Annotated in this window: 18 protein-coding genes; 9 read left to right on the top strand and 9 right to left on the bottom strand. The window is 43.0% G+C overall.

Going from position 1 to position 23625, the window contains the following annotated elements; all coding sequences use genetic code 11:
* Nucleotides 1-3: 3 nt before the first annotated feature.
* The gene (locus U859_RS0116045) at nucleotides 4-3363 is read right to left on the bottom strand and encodes a SusC/RagA family TonB-linked outer membrane protein (protein WP_025144358.1); all 3360 of its coding nucleotides are present in this window, start codon (nucleotides 3361-3363) and stop codon (nucleotides 4-6) included.
* Between the two features lie 714 nt (nucleotides 3364-4077).
* Here U859_RS0116045 and U859_RS30485 point away from each other — a divergent pair.
* Complete coding sequence (locus U859_RS30485) at nucleotides 4078-4350, top strand: helix-turn-helix domain-containing protein (RefSeq protein ID WP_025144357.1); 273 nt, start codon at nucleotides 4078-4080, stop codon at nucleotides 4348-4350.
* A 38-nt stretch (nucleotides 4351-4388) separates the two neighbouring features.
* On the opposite strand, the gene U859_RS0116035 is transcribed toward U859_RS30485, so the two are convergent.
* Both U859_RS0116035 and U859_RS0116030 read right to left on the bottom strand, forming a co-directional pair.
* Nucleotides 4389-4985 carry a Crp/Fnr family transcriptional regulator gene (locus U859_RS0116035; RefSeq protein ID WP_025144356.1) on the bottom strand — a complete coding sequence of 199 codons (597 nt, stop codon included), beginning with the start codon at nucleotides 4983-4985 and terminating at the stop codon, nucleotides 4389-4391.
* 249 nt (nucleotides 4986-5234) lie between these two features.
* Entirely contained in the window at nucleotides 5235-7025 is a 1791-nt protein-coding gene (locus tag U859_RS0116030) for a PIN-like domain-containing protein (protein ID WP_025144355.1), read from the bottom strand.
* Between the two features lie 252 nt (nucleotides 7026-7277).
* Between U859_RS0116030 and U859_RS32665 the strand changes: the two genes are divergently transcribed.
* Entirely contained in the window at nucleotides 7278-7511 is a 234-nt protein-coding gene (locus U859_RS32665; protein WP_115684155.1) for a BsuBI/PstI family type II restriction endonuclease, read from the top strand.
* Nucleotides 7512-7767: 256 nt separating this feature from the next.
* Here U859_RS32665 and U859_RS0116020 read toward each other — a convergent pair whose 3' ends face one another.
* Complete coding sequence (locus tag U859_RS0116020; RefSeq protein WP_025144353.1) at nucleotides 7768-8370, bottom strand: hypothetical protein; 603 nt, start codon at nucleotides 8368-8370, stop codon at nucleotides 7768-7770.
* A 15-nt stretch (nucleotides 8371-8385) separates the two neighbouring features.
* Here U859_RS0116020 and U859_RS0116015 point away from each other — a divergent pair, with 15 nt between their 5' ends.
* On the top strand, nucleotides 8386-10170 hold the full coding sequence (locus U859_RS0116015) for a DUF6119 family protein (RefSeq protein ID WP_025144352.1): 1785 nt from the start codon (nucleotides 8386-8388) through the stop codon (nucleotides 10168-10170).
* A gap of 110 nt (nucleotides 10171-10280) precedes the next feature.
* Here U859_RS0116015 and U859_RS0116010 read toward each other — a convergent pair whose 3' ends face one another.
* On the bottom strand, nucleotides 10281-10919 hold the full coding sequence (locus U859_RS0116010; RefSeq protein ID WP_025144351.1) for an alpha-ketoglutarate-dependent dioxygenase AlkB: 639 nt from the start codon (nucleotides 10917-10919) through the stop codon (nucleotides 10281-10283).
* Between the two features lie 213 nt (nucleotides 10920-11132).
* On the opposite strand from U859_RS0116010, the gene U859_RS0116000 reads away from it, so the two are divergent.
* Genes U859_RS0116000 through U859_RS0115990 form a run of 3 tightly spaced genes read left to right on the top strand, consistent with a single transcriptional unit; the run spans nucleotide 11133 to nucleotide 15861 of the window.
* Nucleotides 11133-12341 (top strand): 3'-5' exonuclease, encoded by a 1209-nt coding sequence (locus tag U859_RS0116000; RefSeq protein ID WP_025144350.1) that lies wholly within the window; start codon nucleotides 11133-11135, stop codon nucleotides 12339-12341.
* 9 nt (nucleotides 12342-12350) lie between these two features.
* Nucleotides 12351-14399, top strand: a complete 2049-nt coding sequence (locus U859_RS0115995) for a hypothetical protein (RefSeq protein ID WP_025144349.1) — start codon at nucleotides 12351-12353, stop codon at nucleotides 14397-14399.
* Between the two features lies 1 nt (nucleotide 14400).
* Nucleotides 14401-15861: a hypothetical protein gene (locus tag U859_RS0115990; RefSeq protein ID WP_025144348.1), complete on the top strand. Its 1461-nt coding sequence runs from the start codon at nucleotides 14401-14403 to the stop codon at nucleotides 15859-15861.
* Between the two features lie 108 nt (nucleotides 15862-15969).
* Here the strand turns inward: U859_RS0115990 and U859_RS0115985 are convergent, their stop codons facing one another.
* Entirely contained in the window at nucleotides 15970-16143 is a 174-nt protein-coding gene (locus U859_RS0115985) for a hypothetical protein (protein WP_162799954.1), read from the bottom strand.
* A 608-nt stretch (nucleotides 16144-16751) separates the two neighbouring features.
* Between U859_RS0115985 and U859_RS0115980 the strand changes: the two genes are divergently transcribed.
* The 3 genes from U859_RS0115980 (at nucleotide 16752) to U859_RS0115970 (ending at nucleotide 20004) form a co-directional block, all read left to right on the top strand.
* Entirely contained in the window at nucleotides 16752-17636 is an 885-nt protein-coding gene (locus U859_RS0115980; RefSeq protein ID WP_029985836.1) for an RteC domain-containing protein, read from the top strand.
* A gap of 222 nt (nucleotides 17637-17858) precedes the next feature.
* Nucleotides 17859-19196, top strand: a complete 1338-nt coding sequence (locus U859_RS0115975; protein WP_162799953.1) for a serine hydrolase domain-containing protein — start codon at nucleotides 17859-17861, stop codon at nucleotides 19194-19196.
* Nucleotides 19197-19539: 343 nt separating this feature from the next.
* Nucleotides 19540-20004, top strand: a complete 465-nt coding sequence (locus tag U859_RS0115970; protein WP_025144344.1) for a low affinity iron permease family protein — start codon at nucleotides 19540-19542, stop codon at nucleotides 20002-20004.
* Between the two features lie 48 nt (nucleotides 20005-20052).
* Here the strand turns inward: U859_RS0115970 and U859_RS31145 are convergent, their stop codons facing one another.
* The 3 genes from U859_RS31145 to U859_RS0115950 all read right to left on the bottom strand — a co-directional run bounded on the left by U859_RS31145 (nucleotide 20053) and on the right by U859_RS0115950 (nucleotide 23503).
* Nucleotides 20053-20442 carry a two-component system response regulator gene (locus tag U859_RS31145; RefSeq protein ID WP_025144343.1) on the bottom strand — a complete coding sequence of 130 codons (390 nt, stop codon included), beginning with the start codon at nucleotides 20440-20442 and terminating at the stop codon, nucleotides 20053-20055.
* 17 nt (nucleotides 20443-20459) lie between these two features.
* The gene (locus U859_RS31475) at nucleotides 20460-22259 is read right to left on the bottom strand and encodes an ATP-binding protein (protein ID WP_025144342.1); all 1800 of its coding nucleotides are present in this window, start codon (nucleotides 22257-22259) and stop codon (nucleotides 20460-20462) included.
* Between the two features lie 137 nt (nucleotides 22260-22396).
* Entirely contained in the window at nucleotides 22397-23503 is a 1107-nt protein-coding gene (locus U859_RS0115950) for a hybrid sensor histidine kinase/response regulator (RefSeq protein WP_025144341.1), read from the bottom strand.
* Between the last annotated feature and the right edge of the window lie 122 nt (nucleotides 23504-23625).

Genomic DNA, 23625 nt, shown 5'->3' with positions numbered 1-23625 from the left:
AATTTATAAGCTTGTTTTAAGTCCAAATGAAATGGTTAGCGGGCTGGGAATATTGCTTAAAGCGTTGGCCTGGTTGTCCGGATCAATATCATAGCGGTTTGCTTTCCATACATAACCCAGATTGGTAAAATAGACGTAGAGCTGTAGGTCTTTGAACAGGCTTCGGCTTTTGCTGCCCAGGCGAGTTCTGTAGGCCAGGCGTACATCCTGCAGCTTGATGTTATCTGCTTTTTCAACCAGGATATCCGCATAACGGTAGACCGTGCTGCGCTGGGAGACATTGGGGTAGAGGAGCGCGGGGACATCGGTCAGGTTTTCATCGCCCGGCTTTTGCCAGCGTTTATCATAGTCAACGGCATACTGAAACCCGCTCGTACTGTAAACCGCGCCATTATCCAGCGAGCTTCGCCTGAAGTAATAGCCGAGCCGGAAGGTGATGTTGGCCGATAGTTCAAATCCTTTGAATGAAAATGTGTTCCTGAAACCACCGAAATGTGTGGGTACCGCTGATCCGATAAGCGAAATGTTGCTCAGGTCCGTGGAATTATTGATGGCGGCGTAATTTTTGCTTTTCGCCCCGTTAAAGTAAATCTGCGGATCTCCTTTATCATCCAATCCAGCCCATTTGTAGCCGTAGATGGCAAAATACGGATTGCCTTCAATGGGGTTGTTATAGCTCTGTTGCACAACGTTGGCGTTGGTGGAAGTAGAGGCGGTGTATCTGGTGACCTTGCTCTGCACTGCCGAATAGAGCAGGTTTGCCTGCCAGTTGACTTCGCCAATGTTTAGGCGGGCATTTAAGGTGACATCCAGCCCTTTGGTGATTGTGTTTGCAAAATTACCCTGGAAAGTTAGTACGCCTGTCTGTGGGACAAGCGGGCTGGTGCCGAATAGGTCTGATCCATATTTCAGGTATGGCTCGATGCTTCCCGAGAGTACTTTGGGCATGGCAAAATCAAGGCCGAGGTTGATGATTTTAATCTGCTCCCATTTTAGCGAGGGGTTGGGTGGATTGACGATATAGCTGAATGGCGCGCCATAGATGTTGTTGCCGATGGCTGTTGCGGTCAGGTATGCGCTGATGCTTTTACTGACGTTTCCGGTATAGCCATAACTTGCCCGAAGTTTAAGGGTGGGAAAGGATTTGATATAATAAAACTCTTCTTTTCCGACATCCCAGCTGAGTCCTGCCGACCATAGCGGTACGCCTTTTTGGTTGGGCTTGACGCCAAAAAGATTGGATTCATCTTTTCTGATGCTTAAGGAAAGTACGTACCGCTTTAGATAGCTGTAATTGGCGCTGGCATACACTGAGCGGTATCGGTCAATCAGGTATCCGCTTTTTTGTCCGGGGTCTATGCGCATAGTGGCGCTCGGACTATAATATAGCGGATAGTCTTTGGTAAAGTCAATGTTGGCGTTGGAATTGATGCCAATGGATTCATTCAGCCCGTAAAGGCTTTGCGAGAGGTTATCGGTCTGGTTGTCCCGCACTTCGAATCCTGCAATGGCGGTGAGCTGGTGGTTTTCAGCAAGGTCACGGTCAAAGTTCAGTTGCAGGCGGGCATAGTCCGAGTGGTAGCGGGTATCATTCTGTCGCTGGATGCTGCCCAGGGGGATAACCCGTATAAGGTTTCCGGCCGCATCGATGCTGCTCAGGCTGTTGATCAGGTTACGGGTATAATAGGACTGTTCATCATAAATCGCGGTGGCGCTGCTTTGCTGAAGTTGGTACTGGTAAAGCGCAGTGGCCTTTAGTCCTTTGATAATGTTATAGCTCAGCCCTGCATTTATGAGGTAGCTATTTTGTGTGAGTTTTCCGCCGCTGCGCGCCTCATCCAGCGGGCGGTATTTCCAGTCGAGGAGTTTACTTTTTCCGGCGGTATCGGCGTAGCCTAACCGCAGGTTATTGCGTACCGCAAGTGCCTGCCCGTCTTCACCCATGAGCCGGTCGTATGGAGAAAGCGGGGAATAGCTGTCGATGCCTGATAGGGTATTGGAAGCCGAAAAATTAATTCCGGTACTGATCTCGAGCCGGTTGCTTAGCGCTTTAAAGGAATGGTTTGCGGTAAGGGTGGTGCGGCGATAGCTGTCGGTGATTTTGGTGCTCTGGTATTGATCGTAACCTGCTGATACGAAATACTGGCTGGACGGGCTGCCGCCGCTGACGTTGAGGGCATATTGCTGATTAAAGCTTGGACGGGTTAAATACTCCATCATTTCACTTCTGATGTCATTATTTTTTAGCTGGTTGATCCTGGTGAGTGAGTCTGTCCGGGAGATCAGTCCCTTGCGGCGCTGTTCAAAAATTTCTACCGCAGGGGAGATGGGGGAATAGATGGAGCTGATGGTGGAGGCATAAGCCCCTTTATCGTAAAGGAATTTTTCAATGCCGATCCATTCTTGCGGACTGAACCAGGGTACACGGTGCAGGTTGGGTTGGTCCGCCAGGGTGAAATTGGTGCTCAAGTTAATCTGCTGGCTGGAATTGTAATTGCCTTTATAAGTGGTAATGACAATGACGCCGTTACCGGCACGTGTGCCCCAGATGGAGGCTGCCGCGGCATCTTTTAATACGGTGATGTCTTTGATGTCATTGGGGTTGATGTTATTGATGTTGCCTTCATAGGGGAAATTATCCAGGATAATGAGTGGCTTGTCTTCTCCATTGATGGTGCTGCGGCCACGGATGTTGAGATCACTTTGATTGCCCTGGGTTTTGCTGCGGTTAAAAATCAGTCCGCTGGTTACGCCATCCAGCCGGTCTAAAATATTGGAAGATACGCTGCGGTTAATCAAAGTGCTGTCGATGGTGGTATAACTGCCTGTGGCTTTACTCTTATCTACCCTTTGGTAACCGTTGCTGATGATGGTGACTTCTTCAAGTTCGCTGGAATCTTCTTCCAGGCGGATGGTTGTGGGCTTAGTGGTGGCCGCATCAAAGGTTTTTGAAATTGGTTTGTAGCCAAGAAGTCTGATGAGCAAGGTGCCTTTTGAAGCGGGGACATTTAAACTAAAACGTCCTTCTTCATCACTTTTTACGGTATTGGTGCTACCTTCAAGCTGGATGGTGACGCTACTTAATGCTTTTCCGTTCATATCAGTAACCTGGCCAGAAAGCGTGTAGGATTTGTCTTGAGCATTTAGCTGCGAGGATAGTAGTGCTATGAAAGTTATGACGAGCATGGATCTTAATGCAGCACGTCTTAATAACAACTCCAGGCGGATGCAGGCCAGCGAGAATTGTTTCAAAGCAATATAGTCAGCCATTTCTGCTGATTTTTCTCCTTGGGATGCCTTGGGTGGTCTGCGAAATTTTGGGCAAAGGGATTCCCATACAATAAATATTGTTGTTTTTTTCATTTGGTTGGTTTTGGTAAGATTGCCCTAGGTTAGGGGTTAAAAAACCAGGACAGGGCTCATGTAGAAATTATTAATCATTAACTGGTTGCCATGAGACCCTGCCTGGCCGGTATCTTTATTTCATGTGGGTTTTGGTTAGTTGGTGGTATTTTGATTGGTGATAGATAGCTTGTTGAACTGATATCATAGATAAACCCGCCGACTTAGGCATTATCAAAGAACCAATTTGTTTAATCTCAGGTCGGCGGGTTTAGGTTAGCTAAACGGGGTTTTTGGGTTTTAGGGCGTAGAGCCGGTCGAAGGGATAGGTGGAAATGGTTTCATTGTGTGAATGAAAGATTTGAGGGGAGCGAGCAAAGCGTGGCCCTGGCCAGAGTTGGCTGTAAGGATAATTGATGATGGTTGCTTTGTTCATTGCTCGTATTTGTTTACGAGTCTTCGGGCGGTTAGAACACTATAGCTGGGCTCTAAAAACCATCTTGACAGGCTTCTCACAGCCAGGAGCTTGGAATTACAATAGAGCCCATAGCGCTATAGTGCGTACGAAAATACACAAAAAGTCGCTATAGGCATAAATCTATTGTCTCTGCTCTAATTTATGTGAGAATTTGTCAAGAGAGACTCTTTGATAATACCTTAATTATTAATCAAATATAATAAATACTCTTAATTAAGAGTAAAATTTGGGATACTTTTTTTTCACATTAGTGCCCTGTGGGAAAAAATGTTAAAAAAACTTTAGACGATAAACTGCTGCCAAATGATATTAAAAAGATTGGTATAAGGCTTAAGTATATTCGTAAAAGTTTAGGATTTAGTAATTCTGATAAATTCGCACATCATTATGATATTGATAGAGCTCAATATGGTAAATACGAAACTGGCTCACAAGATTTAAGGATTTCAACTCTTATTAAAATATTGAATAAGATAGACTACACTTTATCCAGTTTTTTCAATTCTGATTATGATGAAATCAAATCATAATAGCTTTAGATCATTGCATTCATTATAATATGTGTGTCTCAAACTTTACTAATTTTTTTTCTTCTAATTCTACTCAAAGTCTCTCGGCTGAGCGCTAAGTAAGATGCAATATTTGTTTGTGTAGTTTGAAGATTTAAATCTGGATGTGCCGACATTACCCTATCATACCTTTCTTCTGGTTGTTGTATTCTGAGAAACATTGATCTTTCCTCACTATTTATAAAATATTTTTGAATAAATATCCTTCCGAGAAGATTGCCTTCATGGAACTCGGCGTATAAAGCGTTTATTTGATGCCAGGTCAAAGATTGAAGTTTACAATTCTTTAAAACTTGAATATATTCATAACTAGGCTGTTGATTGAAAAAACTATTGGCAGATATTACTAAATCTCCCTTTCCGACAAACCAAGTTGTGCATTCTTTTCCATTTTGGTCGATGAAATAGGCTCTAATAAAACCTGAACAAACAAAGTATAATCTTTTGCAAATTTCACCTGGCCTTAATAGATAATGCTTTCTTCTGAATTCTTGAGTTAGAATATCCTCATTTAAACGACTCTGCAAATGTGAGGGTAGGGGAATGGTGAAGCCAAGAACATCCAATAAATTGGCTTCTTCAATCAAATTTTTCATGGGCAATTGATTGTATCACAATTCAACCGCTCGCTCTATTAACCTATAAAATGTACTTTTCGGAAGGGTACTGCATTTAGAACGGATGATCTTGATCTAATATTGTGTTGTGAAAATGTTTCTAATATTTTTAACTAATGTTATTAAAAATGGTAGAAGGGAAATTCATTATTAAGAAGTCTTTAAGCGCTTTTGAAGGGAACCAAGGTTACCGTTTTGTTTGGGGTATAACTTTGTTAGCAATAATCATCAACTTCCCAACTCGGGAAGGTAATTTGGATTGTGTTCAAATTTCCACCCTTTAGCGAGTGCAATCTTTCTGTTGCAGGTATCCGCTCCTGGATTGCCTGTGATGCATAATTTTCCCTGATTAACATTTGGCAACTTTTCAAAAATATCATCTAAAGCCTCTTTGTTGAGTCTGTTATTACCGCAGTTTAATTCTACCAGATTATTATTATTGGTTAAGTCTATCTTTACCAATAGATTTCCTCGGCAATTCAACCTCTCGATAATGTTGTTCTTTGAAAGGTCCAACTGTGTTATTTTATTTTCACTGCACAGCAATCTTTCCAAAAATAAATTACCTGATAAGTCGAGTTGCGTGAGTTGGTTATTATCGCAATAGAGAAGCATCAATTTTTCTGAGCGCTTAACATCGAGCGATGTTAACAGATTGTTTCCAACAAGAAGTTGCACCAAATCTGGCATAGTGCTTAGGTCTAGTGTCGTCAGATGTCCAGACACTGATTGCAAACGGTGCAAATTCATACCATTAGGTATGGAAAGTTCTGAAACGGCAGGAAACTGAATTCCGCGCCCAGGCCCTATTCCCATTGCACAGAACCAAAACAGTGAGCCGTAGATGCGTACTGTATATTGACCTGCTGCTGGATATTTATGATAAACGGCTTGCTTTGATGAAACAATTTCCAGGGGAGATCCATCACCCCAGTCAACCTTTAGGGGGTTGTACTGATGCCCGATCAAAAACATCAGTGATTTTTCGAGAGCAAATTCACCGGGAATACCTGTTGTTTCGTCCACCGGCCAGGTAAAAACGCAACTTAAGCCATCTTCATTTGAGATTTCTCTTTGCTTAGCGACTGCATTAACTTCCTTGATCTGGTCAGCAGTGATTTCGCTTTGGAGATATTTTTGAGCAAAATAAAGTAATTGTGGATTACTGTACATCCAGAATTCGACACCAGCTTCGTCCCAAATCTCCTTTATCAGTTCGTGTCTTGGGTATTCGACATAGGTGGGCGTGTTTTCGTTTTTTTCACACCAGTCGGCTTTAAGGTCGTTGCAGATGAAAACAATTGGTTTTTTCGTGATCTTGGCCTGCTCAATAATATCCTTCCAAATAAACAGGTCACCAAATATTTGCGTTCCGGTTTTTTTATCTTTACCAGTACCATCTTCATATCCAGGTGGAATTTGGAATTCATAGCGTTTCTTTCCTTCTTCTACCAAAGCCATTTGTCGAGAAAAAGACTGTTCATCACCAACGTCAAAGAATTTATCGATTGCCGCTAGTAGAATGTCGTTTTCAGCTGTGCGTTCGATTTCCAGGGTTTGATCTTTTATGGCTTCTTTGATTTTCTCTCCAAGTGCTTTTAATGCAGATTCATGCTGCTGGTTAATATCGTCGAGTTCCTGAAAAATGTTTTGATCAAGCACCGGATGCTTGTCATCCTTTTTCGTCTTTGATTTTAATTCTCTTATTCCGGTTTGATATTTTTTATAAATATCATTCACTGTTTCTTTGAGTTCTCCTTCCAATACCTTGTAGCTTCCAACGGGCTTTAGGATGACCTTTGATCGATTCTTTAAAAATTCGTAATTTACTTGATGAGGTATCCATAGCCTTCCATCCAGCTTGTTGAAAATCTCATCTATAACAACCTGTTTAGTCTTGGACGAGTAAAAGTACATATCCAAAAGTGCAGAAGAGTCGAAAACGATAATTGCGTTCTTCCACAAACGTTCGTGTTTTTCTGGCGCTATAGTAAAGCTATCAAATGGTTTTAAAGGCATGAGCGAAAATTAATTTGTAATAGTACGCATCTCACATGAAATTAAAAATAGTCCGAGGCATTAATTTTATTTTTTGCTTGCATATTTTAGCAGATATTTTGCGAAGCTTTGAGACCTGACAATAAACCCATGATGGATGTCAAATGCATTGCGAAGTATGTAAAGAGTTTTTATTTAGTGATGCTAAAATAGTTTTTTGAGTTTACAAAAACCGATAAATAGTTTTTCAACGGAAAACGACCATTAAAAAAGATTTTACTTAATCTAGCACCTAACAACCCGGTTCTGGTATTTATCGAAGTAGTGGCTAGCGATGGACCAGTTAGCGATCGGAGAAAGGAAGCCATCTATGAGCTTACCGATGCCGCAGGATTTCCACATAATACCGTCACTTTCGTTACAGCCTATCTCGACCGCGAAACGCAGGCTTTTAAAAAAAATCGTTGCTGCCATCACCTGGGATTATTTCGCCTGGTTTGTATCTGAGCCCGAAAACTTAATGTTTTTCAAGGCTGGATTACCTTACTTAACCTATTTTCTAAATTAACAACAAACTCAAATCATTTTGAAAATTTCAGACATCTTAGCTAGGCGTTGCCTGGATATCAAAAATGAGCAGGAAGCACAAATCGAAGCCATCCTCGAGAACTTAGGCAACGAAAAGTGCAGATCGATTTTGAAAAAGAGCTCGATGAACTTAGTGATCAAGAAATCTACGCCCTAGGCGTCTCAGTGGCACTCATCAACTTACAACAACCCAATTTCTCACGAGATATTGCCCATTTTGCAAAAACGGCATTAGAACAAATGTCAGCAGATTTGCTATTGAAAAAAAAATCCAAACGAAAAAGATGTGCTCACCTGTTTTAATCTTTTTGACCTTCGCGAACATGGTTTTGACTTTCAGGATGTAGAAAACACGCCAGAAAACCGGGAAATTCTGATCAGCTGCATTGATAGCGTCGAGCTCAATGCGGATCTGAAAAGTAACAAGCGTAACGCGTTCTAGAAGCCCTTTTCCGCGATACGAGGTTTCGTTCCGCGGAACATCTACTTTTACTCTACACCTTGAAAGATCAACACCAAGAATTCTACTATTGGCTGACGAATGATTCAACGTCAATATATAAGAATCTGCAAGCCTTTTTACTTCAGGAAGATGTAGAAGATTAATTTTGCGATTTTGGCCGATGCTAACGAGCTCAAAGCGAGCTAAATCTAAATTTACGGGAAACCGTATTGGGTTTTCAAAATTTGAGCCTATCTTAGCGATGCAAAGCTCCAAAGCTATTTGGTTAAAGTTCACCAGCTGGTCGCTTGAGGATTTGCAACGCTTCAAATTCATCTAATTTTAACCCTCATGTCAGAAAAGATCCAAAGCAGTTTCTATCTACTAAAAGATGCCATCACCATCTCCGGCAAAGGCATCACCAAAGCCACTACCCAAACCATCAACGATGCTTACCTAGCCAAGCTGATGAAGGACAAAGGATACAAGGCACAAAAAGTAACCCCCAATTTAAATTCGAATTACGATATCAGCCTATTTTTTAAAAAAAAGACCAGCGACATCAAGTGGAAAGAATTTATTGCAAGTATTGCTCAACCTGGTGAGCCAATTTTAAAAAGCGATAAAACCAACAACGAAAGTTATATCCTGCTCCTTTATTCCAAAAAGGGCAAATGCTACTATGCATCCACCGGCGGCACCGGGCACATGGTCATCCAAGACATTGCCACAAATGACCTGGGGTTGCAGATCCTTGCCCGGATTTTAAAGCCCGAAGACAAAGCGCTCAGGTCCTCAAAGGAAAGAAGCCTGGTAGGGGGAATTTTAGGCTCGGTCAAGATCTTTAGAAACGATTATAATCTTTACGATAACGAAAGCTTTGGTAGCATTTACAACGAACTCAACGCCACCGTTGCGGTAGACAAGCTTGTCAATGTATTCGGCTTTACTTCGGGCGAAATCAAATCCGAAAGCCTCTGCATTGCCAAAAACAGCTTTTCCATCAAAAAATCGATCTCATTCAAACAGCTGCTACAGATCATTACCAAATGTGAGGGCCTGCTCAAGACCACCCCACAAATGGAGATCAACTCGGTAGAAAAACTCGGTAGGGGAAAACTGCCATTGATTAAAGCCTTAAATGGCCAGCTTGATGGCAAGGTATACCTAAATTACCTAGATCCCGTTAAAATCTGTGATGTAGAAATCAGCCACAGGGACTTCGAGAAGTACTACCTTTCCACATACACCATTTTTTATTTTAAAATCGGCAGAGACGAGTATGACTTTAGGAGCGATGAGCCCATTCGAGAGGTCCAGACGCTACTCGATGAGATTCGTAAGGTAGATTCCACGCTTTCCCAAGCCGACTTTGAACGGACCGTGTCTCTCTCTTCAATCATAACCTATGACGATGCTGGAACAGAGCTAACCACCGACCCAATGCGCAGCCATTACTGCACCGAGGAACGCCACAACTTAAAAAGTTACTTTCTCATCGAAAAAGATTGGTATGAGATCGGCAAGACCATGATCGATAAGATCAATGAAAGCTGCAAGTCGTTCCTGGCTTCAAGAGAATACCGCGGACCTGCAATGGGCCCTTGGGCGGGCAGCTATGACTCGGAAAATGATTATAATGCCTCCTACATTGGTGACTCCAATGCACTGGTATTTGATAAGTTTACGCCATCGAACATCGAGGTCTGTGATATCCTGCGCTGGGACCAAAACAATATTTACTTTTACCACGTCAAAAAAGGCTTTACCAATACCATGCGGGACCTGTGCGCCCAGGTACTGATCGCGGCTAGACGTGTACAGGAAGATGAGAAAAATGGCTACCAATTTTTAGGCAAACTTTACGATACGGTTACAGCAAGCAAGGGACCTACGCAATATTCCCAGAACGTCAGGGCACAATTTGCGAATTTAAAGAAAAGGGCGTTTATCGACTTATTCACAAACCGAAAGTTTATTTTTGTACTGGCCGTTCAGGACACTGCGAAAAGTCATCGTACACTGCTGACCCAGATAGACCAATTTGAGTCCAATATTGCCAAATTCTCCCTAAACGAACTGGCCAAGAATATGAACAACTTGGAAATAAACTTCCAGATCGAACAGTTGCGGTAGCATTTCGATATAAGGAATTTATCTGGGAATGGAGCTGATGTCGAGAAATCTGAACAGGCATAACGACCCGGAAAGGATATATTATTTGAGTGGCGAGTTCGCGCAGTACTTTAAACGATCGTCTTTCTAAAGGTCATTGATATCCTAAGTGACCGGTTTACCCTGATTCCATCGATTTCATCTGCCAATCGTGCTGGAATGCCATGTGACCAGTCGTAACGGGCCTGTGCGGAGATGGCTACCACGCTTCTGGGTTTCAAGATTACCTCGCGTTTTTGTTTGCTTAGCGATTCAATGAAATTCATTGTACAGGCGGAACCCAGACTCAACGAGATGATCGTATCGCCAAAACAAGGCTCACAGTCAACGTGATTGGCAATGCCTTGACCGGGTTTGTATTCATTGATAATCACCTGGTCGGGACATTCCTTGATCAATCCTTGCTGGATGAGTTTATCGGCAATGACCTCAATCCACACCGGTAAAGGCCCTAAATACATGTTGTAGTCCAGTGAACGGGCACGGTAATCGTATTTCCAGCCATAGTGCTGAACCCTGCGTTTAAGATCACCCAGCCAGGGCTCTGCCGCAATATTGGCCAGCAAATTGTCTTCCTCTTCGGGGGTAATAAAATCCTCCCGGTAGTCCAGGCCGGGTATAGGGACGGGCATCGTAACCACATCCACGGCGGCAGGTAAAGGCTGCTGGGGTGGGGGATTAAAAAGGTCGAATTTTGGGCGGTTTTTCATAAACGCTTCGCAAAGGTAAGTATTTCGGGACAATTCTCCAGGAATGAGTATTTGATATGAAATTACTAAAAATATTAGTAAAACTCAAATTTATTTTTTATTGTCTTAAAATGAAGCGATTTTGGCAAGAAATTATATTTTTGTATAAACGCCCCGAGGGAATTGTGGAACAATTTACCGGGTGTAAATTTATTAACCTCTCAAAAAAATATAATGCCGGAATTTAAGTTTTTCTTGCCGGCCATCACTGCGCTCAATAGTGACCAGCAGTTGGCCTATGATCCAAGAACCCCAATGCTCATTACTGGAGGCCCCGGAAGTGGCAAAACCGTTGTCACCATTTACCGCTTTTTGAGGACGGTGTTAGAACAAAAGAATATCATGCTCTTCACCTACAATCGCGCTTTGATTTACTCCATCAAAGGAACACTCAAGGATCGCTCAGAGGAACTGTTCGGTGATTTCGATCAGCAGCAGGTTGACCAAGTGGTCGACAATCAGCTCTCCACTTTTTACTATTGGCACTACAGTAACATCACTTACTATAACCCACAGGAAGCGGCGGAAGAAACCAAGACAAATTTCGAATCCTACGCGGCCGAACAGGGCAAGTTTGACGAACTTTTTTTTGATGAGGGGCAGGATTTACCCAGGACCGTTTATCAAAATGCTTTCATTTTAAGCGAAGTCGTCTCCGTTGGTGCGGATCGTGCACAGAATTACAAGGGACATTACACCACTGATGAATTGGAAGATGTGATCCTGGAGGCATTAAAAAGCCAAGATCCTGCTAGCGACCGGCAATATCTCCAGTTGAATTACCGCAACACCAAAGAGATCTTTGAATTCGCCAAGGAGTTTATGAAAAGCGACCCCAGAGTACTCAGGATGAACACCGATAGACTCAAGAGTGGTAATCAGCCGGATATTAGGTTAAATCTGAATCAAGCCCAGCAGCTAAATACCCTGCTGGAGATTATCCAAGCCAACGCAAACAGTAACATCGGAATATTAGTACACTCAACCGAGGAAATCACAATCATCAAGACGCACTTGGAACAAAACGGCTACTCATGCGCAATGAACGCCCCGCTGGCACGCTCTTTTTCTTACTATTATTACGGCATGAGCAAAATTGATGAAAAAGCAATGCAAGTTAGGTTAAGTTCGCCATTCATTACTACATTTGAATCTTGTAAGGGATTGGAGTTTGACGTAGTGGTTTTGCCGTTTTTCGAAAGGGCCGACGTCGCCACCAACACGCTAAACAAAGACGGGCGGCCTAAGGCAACCCTTAATCATTACTACGTGGCCATCACCAGGGCGAAGACCGATTTTTTCGTACTCTGTCACCAAAAGCCCGAAGTAATGGCCTTTTATACGCCGCCTGCTCCCGATGAAGATGATGATCTTCCTTTTTAAAATATTGATATGCCAAAAAGTAGAAATAAAAACGCCAATGTGAAACAGCAGCCCAAAGGGCTAGAGGATGATTTATTTTCCGCTGCTCCAAATGCCGGGCAAACCCAGGATTCGCAGCTTTCCGGTAATGATCAACAGTCCGAAATTGAACGAGTGGGGAGCACCGATGTCATTGAAAAGGCACCAAAGAGAGGCAGCAAAGCAAAAGCAAAAGGGGTTAAGCAAAATCCCAAAAATATCTCCATGGAAGTGGTCAGTGAGACTGCATCAGACACAGGTGAGCAAAGCCACATCGACAAGGTTGACCTTCAGGTTAGCCCAGCAGCAATTTCATCAGCTGTAGGTGAGCCAACTGAACGCGGCGGTGCTGCCGAACTTGCCCCATCGTCAGGACAGGAAGGTCAAGCTGAAAATCTGACAGGGAAAGTAGGGCAGTTGGCCCAAGCGGACTTTGATCCTTCTGGAAAAGTTTATCTGGAAATCCATAAGGGCAATATCTACCATTATTTTTCAAAGGCGCTCATCGCGCCTTCCGTTTACTTTGACAACCGTGCCTTTTCCGACGCGCAGTCCGCTTATCAAGACCAGCTGATACTCGCCAATTCCGCCTTGAGTACGAATGAGGATATGATTCTGCTTGAACTCAGGTTATCTCAGCCGCAAAAAGAGTCGCTAGCCCTTCGTGGCAGCATTGCGCTGATGGACTTTGCTTTACCCACCACGCACCTCTCTGCGGTGCTGGTTAGAACCGAAAAAAACAAAGAGACTATTCTTAACGATGCAGCGCTTTTTGACGGTGGATTCATTCCAGAACAATTAGTGCAAGTCACTCCCGAATTAGGCGTTAGTAAAATTGATCTCAGTGAATACGCCGTTGAAAAAAAAGGACCCATTCATTTAGGGAAGCTCACCAAATTCGATAAAATCCTTGGACTGCTGGCTTTCTTAAGGAATTACGCCTACCTGACCTCGGGCATTAGCGGGACCTATAAAACCATTTCTGATCATTTCTTTTTAGCCATGCAGGCCATTGACCCAGCATTCGGCAGAACCGTACTGTCAAATAATAGCTTATCTGAATTTTATGGATATCTGTTTCAAGGCGACTGTCCACCCGACAAAGTACTGTTAAAATGGATATTCGACCGAATAGCGGTTGGGGAAAATTTTAACGATGAGGATCTAAAAAATTTCCTCAGCGCTTATGTTCATAGCGGCGATGATTCGATTTCGCTGGTCAAACTTAAGGACATCAGTATGGCCTTAAAAGACGCCATTAAGCGAAAGACCGCGCTTAAACTTGTTGAGCAGCTTCCATCGGGCAAGTCAACGGCCATATTGCCGCTGTATATCTTTGCCTATCTTAGAAATTATGCCCAGCAGAACAACATCCTTATTTCTAGGAGAGATATCATTGGACAGCACTCAAATGCATACGGCGAATATGCATTCGCCCTTTTGGGCTATTTCTACGGCTATGGCTCGCTGTCCAACAGTGAAGAACGAATTAGCCCGGTAAGCGAACCCGCAGCAATATCGAGGACTGCAAAGGCGAAGCCAGAGATTAAGTTCAAAATAGACCAGGATTTTGACCGAAGGGTCATCGATGTGGTTTTTGACTATGTGTTCGGTTCGGAGAGGACACCACAACAAGGGGTAGAGGGGATTATTGTGGAAGATACGCACATCGTCAACAATGAGCGCAAGATTGAGATTGCCCAGAAAAGGGTTAGTCTTCTCGACCTTGAATATGAACAGATCAAGACCAAATCGCTCATACCGGACTTTGAAGCACTCATCAACCAGCTGAGCAAGGCAGCGGAAAAGATCTCATACCACTCCGAGCTAGGCTTCTTGTGCCAAAAGCTGGGTCTATTGCCCGAACTATCGCCATCCGGTAGCAAAAGCATGATCAAAGGAGGCGTATTTGAAGCATTGAAAGAAGCTTTCTTTTCAAAAAACGAACTAATTCAACGATTAAAAGCCACGCCGGATAGCATTCGTCCAGAGGAGCTACAGATTAGGATAAATCTGGCCAAAGAAAACAAAGAGCTTTAAGATGGATATCGATGAATTCTTGGCGCAGTTCGTGCTATTGTCAACCACGGAGATCATTGACTTCGTCTCTGAACACCGGCGGGAATTACAGCTGCTGTTCATCCATGCGCCATTGGGTAATGAGCCGCATGATAAGTTGAAGTCTATCCTTAGACACCTTTCGCAGCGGCATGCTGCGGCAAGTGGGGATGAACGGTTATCCCCACAGGTACAGTTCTTATATGGCCAACTCGGTCTATATTTTAAACGCGCTGATGATATGGCGGGTGTATCGAATTGCATCGCTAAGATCAACCCTTCGGTGCTGCGTAATCGCTTGGAAGCCTGGATGCACTACCAGCTCTATAACGATTTTGGCCATAACCTGACTTCGTTGCCCAAATACCTCACAAAAATCTCGGCTGCACTGAGCGAGGAGGAGGAAAGCTATGAAAATGAGGTCGTACGAGACATGCACACCTACTATACTTACGCTTGTGATGTCCTGGGTAAATACGTATCGGAAGCTGCAAAACAAGAATTTATCGACCACTTTCAATCAGACGAGCTCGCTAGCGAATTCCCTATACTCCATTTTTATCGGGCCAATCTCGACCAATTCGATATCAGCCTTGAACCCCATGCACTAACCGATAAGGTGTTTGAACCCACGGAATGGTCTGAGCAATTGTTCCAGGACAAAATCATCGAACCGATCAAAGCGCATGAAAGGACCGTTTGGAACAATATCCTGATGGGTTATTCCTTTGAGGATGCCAAAAGCGTAGTGATCAATTTTGGTCAAACCGATTTCGATAAACCAGTAGCGGGACTCGCTGGAATGGACATCGTCTGCCTCTACGCTTACTGCAATATGCGGATGCACTACTTTGCCGCCCAGCATCTTTTCGAACGATCTGATTTGTTCCTTACACTTTATCAATCAACGGGAAGAGTTAAGTTTATCGACATTGGTTGCGGACCTGCTACCAGCGGGCTTGCCCTCATCGAACATCTTTATCAGCAGACCAATCAATCGGTCAGCTTCGACTATATCGGAGTAGATTATTTTGCCACCATGCGAGCGGGCGCGGAGTACTTCATGGACAATGACCACTTTAGTCCAAAAACACCTAACATTTATGTCAAAACCCTTGATGACATCGATTTTGAGGTCATGGAGCAGGCAAATAGCCTAATCTTCAATGCAAGTTACTTATTTGCTAGTGAGTATCTTGACCCGCACGTTTTAGCGCAACAGGTCATAAATCTTCGCAAGAGCCAACCTGAATGCCCATGCTACTTCGTTTTTCAGAATGCTATTGGGGAGATAAAAAACGCAAAGTATGAGAAGTTTAAAAAATATATTGGACCCTATCAGAAAATTTACTCTGGGCATCCCCAGATACCCTACAATAACCAGCGCGGCCGGTTTAATTTCATCAATCAACAAGTTTACCAGGAAATACTAAAATTGGACTAATTGAGATAAGCAAAAATTCAGGATAGCGTGCTATCCTGAATTTTTGCTGCTTTTAATTTTTGTTTCTTTTTTGTTTTCTTTTGTGGCTCCTCCGAAGGCAATAATGCGCTAAGGGTACCAGCTACCAATTCTACGACTTCCTTTTTTATCCTCAGGTAATTCTCCTGCACATCCTGCGGAAATATTTCGGATTACCAGAATGTCCAGATTACCTTTCCTTTTCCAGATTGATTTCTCCATGATCGTCCGGCTGGCCTCGGTCGCATCGGTAATCTCCTCCATATTTTCCGGGGCCAATTTCTTTGGGATTTTGTGTCACAAGACACAAATTAATTTTTTGCTAAAAATGATTGGCTTTTTTCTCCATTAAAGCAATTACCATTGGGCATCAATAATTCAAATTTATTGGAGATCGAGAAAAATATCAGCTAATATTATTTGCGTCGCGCCTCTGATTATCCCATTTATCATCCAGCAGTAGGAAATGCTGAAAAATATACAGTTTATATTAGCGCTGGTTTTATAGTCTAATATGCTCTCATACTGTATTACACACAATTTTTTTATTTTTTGGCTTTGCTGAATCCAATGCTAAAATTCCGTTCTGGTAACAAATTAAATTTATGCTTAAGGGAGTTTGGATAAGAACCTATAAGTATTGTACATGCTCTTTACTAGACAGTGATAACGCAAAAATTTGCAATGATTTAATTCACCGAAAGGGGTTATGTTTTCGTTGATTTAGATTGTGTCACAGATCAAAGGTTATTATCGGTATGCGGGCTAATATTGTCTTATCGGAAAGGAGTAAGTAAAAGCCTACGTTTTTGCATGTTGAGATTATTATCGAATTGCATTTATTCCTATTCCATAATTTCTAAAAAAATTAAATGATGGAAAAAGAAAAGGCAATGAAGCTTTGCAGCCAGTTGGCTGATGAGGTTTCAAAAATTTATGCGGGCGTTGGGCTGCCATTGCAGCAGCTTCGGGAAGTGGTGGAGTTGGTCAATAAGCAGCTTGCTGCGCTCCGCGTGGAGATGGAAATGACTGGGTTTGGCAGTGAGCAGAAAGAGATTGATTTTTTTAAATTGGTTAAACCTGGAATCCGAAGCTGGCTGCTTTATGCGGCGGACCGTTTTGCGATTGATCTGGCTTGTCCGGTGGGTGTTAGTTCCAAACAAATGGATTACTATTTAAAGGAGCTGGATTATGTGCAGCGTAGCCTTCAGCGGTTTCCTTTGCATTATGCTTATTTCCGTCAGGGGATGACTGAGCTGGATAGGGTGTATTTTTTGCGTGGCAGTGGGGGGGATGTGCCCACCGGTCAGCCGGGTGATGATCAGGGGTTTAGTACGCCTTGCGATTACCTTTGGGCGAAGTTTATGGCGGGTGGTCAGGTGATTGAGTATTTAGTGGGAAAAATTGGTGCACTGGAAAAGGGTTTGGAGGTAAAAGGTGTTGATGATGGGGCTGTTGTTCTGACAAAGCCTGTTGTTGTTCCTATGCGCTGGACGGGCGAAAAGGTGCATTTGATAGAACTTTGCTATGCGTTATTTTTTTCGGGTCAAATAGATAATGGCAAATTGGGGGTGATGGAGTTTTTTGCAAGGGTGGGTGCCTTTTTTGAAATTGACCTGGGGATTCCAAAAAGGGGATTCGAGGATGTAAAATCAAGAAAACGGCTGAGCCGGACGCATTTTTTAGAGGTGTTGCAGAAAGGTCTGGAAGAAAAGTTCGATGCTGCGGATGAATACCGTCCGGAGAGCCGGTTTTAATGTGGCTAATAACACTAATCAATGGTGTTTTGAGGTTTCTGCATGACTGGTTTGGTGGTGTGCCTATTCTACTTTTGAGTAATCAATTTGACTGTTAACAGGTTTCAGATAATTCATCTTTGAACAATAATCAGCATTAAGTTTACTGACTGCGTAAACCGAAAGCAACAATGCAACCCTTTTTGATTACATTCGTCTTGATAGTATATGAACCTTAACTTTATGAAATATATCCTGAGTTGCCTGTTGATTTTTATTAATCTTTTAAATCTTTCGGCGCAGTCTATCCATTCAAAAATTGATAGCTTAATTCAGGCCTATGCTGCCATTAATAAATTTAATGGCAATATTGTGATTACCCGTTACGGAAAGACAATTATCGAAGGTTCTTATGGTTACAGGGATATCTCAAAAAAAATCAAACTCTCGGGCGATGATACTTTCCAGATCGCCTCATTAACCAAAACTTTTACCGCAGTGCTGATTTTAAAGCTTATTGAGGAGAAACAACTGAGCCTGGACACCCGCATTACAGAATTTTTTCCCAAAATACACCCTGAAACAAACATAACCATTGCGCATCTGCTCAACCACACTTCTGGGATCAGGGAGGTATTGCGTAACGAGTCATTTAAGCAGAGGATTATATCAGGAAAGAAAACCGATAGGAAAGAGTTAGTAATGTATTTTTCTACGCAACCACTGGACTTCGAGCCAGGCAGTACGTTTTCTTATAGTAATTCTGGCTATGATTTGCTAGGGTTTGTTGCCGAACGAGTAACAGGCATGGATTATGGAAGCGCTGTGAAACGTTATCTGTTTACTCCACTTGGCATGACGGGAAGTGGATTTGATTATTTACGTTTTAAGGGGAGTAAAAAAACAGTTCCTTATGAATACATATCAACCCGCCGTCAGGTGCTTGCACCAATTTGGGACTGGAGCTGGACTGGCGCTTCCGGTGGGCTTTATACGAACATGGATGACTTGCTGAAATGGAATGACGCATTGAAATATAATAGAGTGATTAGTGCTAATTCCCTGGAGAAAAGTTATGAACGTATTCAGGGTGATTATGGATTAGGCTGGTTTATCGATTCCTATTATGGTAAAACAGTTGCATACCACCCTGGAAACCTTGAAGGTGCAACAAGTTATTTTGGCAGGATTCCGCAGGATGATATCTGCATTATCATGCTTATCAATCAAACCAGTACATGGATTGAAACGATTGCTGCAAAACTGATCGCAATATTATATGAAAAACCTTATACTTTGCCGGTACCAAAACAGTCAGTCGAACTCTCCCCTGAGATGCTTAAGCGTTATGCGGGCAGATACGATGTAAGCAGCGCATATCAGACCGTTATACTGTTACTTAACAATCAGCTTTACCTGCAGACTGCTGGTCAGAAACCGTTCCGGATCTATGCTGAAAATGAAAATAAATTTTTTGTTGAGGACTCCAATATGAGTATCGCTATCAGCGCTGATAAAGCTGGTAAATTAACACTTGTTATCCGCGACGGCCTTACTACAAAATCCGGCGAACACCTTTAATTTTGGTAAGTTTTTGAAAGGGTATAGGTGCTTTTGATGTGTTTGTATGTTATTTGAATAAAATCGGGATGCTTCATTCAGCGATGATGCAGGGGATAAGCGCGTGTTCGAAGTTTCTTGTGGAATTAAATAGTAGTAATTGATGAGGTGGGGAACTAACTTCTCGAAAAAATGCATGAAGCGAATTTAAAGTTGGTCTTAGATGGGGAAACTCAATCTTTGGCTGGATCTATTAGAAAATTATCTGGAGTTATGGAATGATGAAGAAATGGTGAAGTAAAATTTGATTGTGTGGTAAGATGAGAATATAAATCTATCTTACTGCATTTTTAAAATTTACGTCATGGCAAAAAACAAGAATTTTTTTGAGCGTTTTTCCAATTGGGCGACTGCCGCAACGGGTAGCTCGGCTGCTTTTATCTCTGCTGTTGGTGCCATTGTGGTTTGGGCGGCGACCGGCCCGGTGGCCAGGTATTCTGAAACTTGGCAATTGGTTATTAATACAGGTACGACGATTATCACTTTTCTGATGGTGTTTTTGATACAGAAATCGCAAAATAAGGATTCCAAGGCGATTCATTTGAAGTTGAATGAACTCTTAGCCGCGCATCAGGGGGCGAGTAACCGGATGGTTGATATTGAGGATTTAACTGAGGCCGAACTGGATAAGCTGCACCGGTTTTATAAACAGCTTTCCGAGCTTGCGGAAAAGGAAGATGATATCACCTGTACCCATTCGATTGATGCGGCGGAAAATAACCAGAAGTCGAAAAGTGGCCTGCGGGTAAAACAGGGGTTGGAGCAGTGATGGATTCCGGCTAATTCCGATCGTTTGGTGGATAGTTGTTGGAACTGATTAATTTCTCGGGGCCTTTTGCTTTGAATCGAACATACTTTCAATGGTCTCAATGAATTCAGCCGAATGAAATGGAATGCCTATATATCCTACTGCTCCATAATGAATGGCAGGATATGCCAAGGTTTCTGTCGACATTAAAATTACCGGTGTCTTTTTTGCACTTTCGTCTCTCGAAATTGCATTGCATATTTCCTTCCCGTCATGAAATTGAAGTTCGGTTTGTAAAAGCAAAAGTTCTGGAGATAAATTTTTTACTAAATTAATTATCTGCTCAGGATTGTTTTCCGTACACACCTCATAGCCAAAATCTTCCAAAAGTAATTTTGTGGATTCCAAAATTTCTGGAGTGATATCGGCAATCAGAATTCTTTTCGTGGGTATAAACATTCGTAAAAGGGAATATTTTACAAATTTAAATTTTCCAACGGCAATGAAAAATAGAACACACTGCCATTTCCAACTTCGCTTTCGACACCTATTTTTCCATGGTGGGCATCAATAATCTCCTTGCATAGGTATAGCCCGATCCCAAAGCCGCTGATGGTCTGGGTTTCTTTTCTCTGAGCCCTGAAATAACGCTCAAAAAGTTTTGGTTTATCACGCTCGGCCACACCCATTCCCTCGTCTTTTACGCTCACCACGGCGTTTCCTTCAATCGTTACGCAGGCTACATTTATCGCCGTACCCGCCGGTGAATACTTCACTGCATTGTTGATGAAATTGGTGATCACCTGGCCAATCTTATTCATATCAGCCCGCACAATTGTTGGCTCCACTGGCGCAAAAATGACTTTATGGGAGGTGATTGTTGCCTGGGATTCAGATTCCGATTCCTTGACCAGGTCAGCCATGTCAAAGGTTGATATTTCCAGCGGTATTTTACCGGTCTGGGTCCGCTTCATATTTAAAAACCCATCAATCAGCGACCTCATTTTTCTAACCTGCACAAGGGCCCTGTTAATGATGCCACTGCTTTGCTCGTCACCATTTTTTTGGGTGCGGAGCTGGAGCACCTGCAAATAACCGTTCATGGAGGTCAGTGGAGTTTTAAGTTCATGACTGACCATGCTGATGAAATCACTTTTCCTTAAGTCATCCGCTTTTCTTTCGGTGATGTCGGTAAATGTGCCCGACAGATAACTTTTGTGGCCATCCTGAGCCGGGTTTTGCATCCCTGTTGCCCTTACCCAGCGCTGCTTTTCGTCTTTTTTGACTACAAGTGGGAATTCGAGTTCAAATGGATGACCGTTTGCAATCGCGGTATTGATTTCACTGGTTATTTGTGTACGGTATTCCGGGTCGATTTTTTCAAAAGTCGCCTGGTAAGAAATCTCCTCACCCTCAGGGAATCCAAAAAAACCGCTCAGACGCTGAGAAGTCTTAAAGTTTCCTGTCTGCGGATCGACGTACCACACGGCTACCTCTGCCTGGGCGATGGCAAGATTTTTAATCTCCTCGCTTTCAGCCAGGCTCGCATTGCTTGTGAAAAGTTTTTCCTGGGTTTCTTTAAGCTCCTTATTTAAGGCTGCAAATTCGGTGTTGGCCGAAATAAAATCTTTATTGGCAGCAATAAGTTCTTCATTAATGAGCTCGTTGTTGTGCCTGCTTAGTTTTAGGTTATCGTTTGAGGTTTCGAGTATTTCGTTGAGCGCCTCTATACTCCTCAGGTCGGCAGTTCGCTGCTCAGAATCGCTTATAGCCGCCCGGCGAAGTTCCATCTCATCCATGACCACTCTGGCAAGGTCCTCCAGAATCTCTTGTTCAACAGGGGAGAATTGTCTGGGTCTTTTATCGATGACAGACAAAGTTCCAATCCGATAACCTTCAGAGGTGGTCAAAGGTGCACCTGCATAAAACCGGAGTCCGAAACTTCCGGCAACATCGGGGTTGGTCAACAGGCAGGGGTCCTGATCCGCTTTTTCAAATACCGTAACTGAGGGAGTTAAAATCGATAGCGAGCAGAGGCTTATGCCCCTGGGCGAAGCTGCCGTGTCACCCAATCCATAATTTGCTTTAAAATAAACCTCATCCTTATCTACAAGGGAAATCAGGCATACCGGAACTTTAAAAATCCTGGCGGTAAGCGCTGCAATGTTGTCAAATGAACGTTCAGGAGGAGAACCAATTATGTTATAGTATTTTAATGCCGCTACGCGGGCTTCATCATCTTCAGGGATAATATTTTTATTAAAGGAGTTCTCCATATCTTTCACTTTCTTACCGTTTTTTCAGCTGGACGAAATACCTTTTTTACACTTTGGATATTGCGTTATGATATCATTAACAACTAAGCAGTTCAATGGTTTTCATCAATATTTCCCTGCTGGGAAGTAAATGGAGATTATGGTACGGGAAGTGAAAGGGAAAAGGTGGATCCATTTCCCAGGATGCTTTCGACACTAAGCTGTCCGCCATGACGCTGGATAATCTCTTTTGAAATGTAAAGCCCCATTCCGAGGCCGGAGAAGTTTTTTTCCACTTCGCTGGTCCTGTAGAACTTGTTAAAAACAGCATCCAGGCTTTCAGCCGAGATACCGATGCCAAAATCCCTCACACGGATGAGGAAAGCGCCTTCTGTAACCTCACTTTCAATTTCAATAATATCGCTGTCGGGTGCATATTTAATCGCATTGTTCAGCAGGTTGACCAGTACCTGTTCAATTCTGGCGGGGTCTGCACTGATCCTCGCAGTCGCACTCTTAAGAACCCTGAAATCATGCCGGGGATAGCTGTCCCTGAAAGTTTCGAGCACGCTTTCCAGTATAATTTCAATTTCCAGAGTAGTCATATTGAAGGACATCTTCCCACTTTCTATTTTTGAGAGGTCAAGCAGATCAGAAATCAGCTCATCCAGGCGGTTGACCTGCAGACCGGCCTTGTTCAGGTATTGCCCTAATTTCAGCATGTCCCCTCCATCGATATTTCTGGCCAGCAACTGTATATAAGCTTTGGCACTGGTCAGCGGGGTTTTGAGCTCGTGGCTGGCGATGCTCACAAATTCATCCTTGAGTAATTCTGCTTTTTTTCTGGACGCTATCTCCGCTTCAAGTTCTTTGTGCTTATCCAGAAGCAACCTGTTCTGTTCATATATGCGGTAAAAGGTGTTGATTTTTGAAAGCAGTATAAGCGGCTCGACTGGTTTTGTGATGTAGTCCACCGCCCCGTTTTCCAGTCCCCTGACTACGAACTGTTTTTCCAGCGCCGCCGCAGAAAGAAAGAGAATGGCAGTGTTTTTAGCTCCGCTATAACCTGAAAGCAGTTCTGCGACCTCAAAGCCGTCCATCCCAGGCATCTGCACGTCAAGAATGACCAGCACATAGTTTTTTTTTAAGGCCATTTTTAGGGCTTCTTCACCACTTGCTGCAGTATCCACACCAAAGCCATGTTCCTCCAGCGTTTTTTGAAGGGAGAAGCGGTTTTCAGCAATATCGTCAACAAGTAGGATCATCAGATTGAATTTGGCGCAAAATTAGTATTATTTCAACAGCATCCTACGGTTTAAGGCTTATCCAATGGAATGGCTGCCATTTCTGGATATTGTCTTGCCAATGAGCACATGTTTGCTATTCG

The organism is Pedobacter jeongneungensis (assembly GCF_000633455.1).
In the GTDB taxonomy this organism is placed as follows: Bacteria; Bacteroidota; Bacteroidia; order Sphingobacteriales; family Sphingobacteriaceae; genus Pedobacter; species Pedobacter jeongneungensis_A.
The sequence above is the reverse complement of the archived record's forward strand: the minus strand, read 5'-3'. Positions and strand labels throughout refer to the sequence as shown.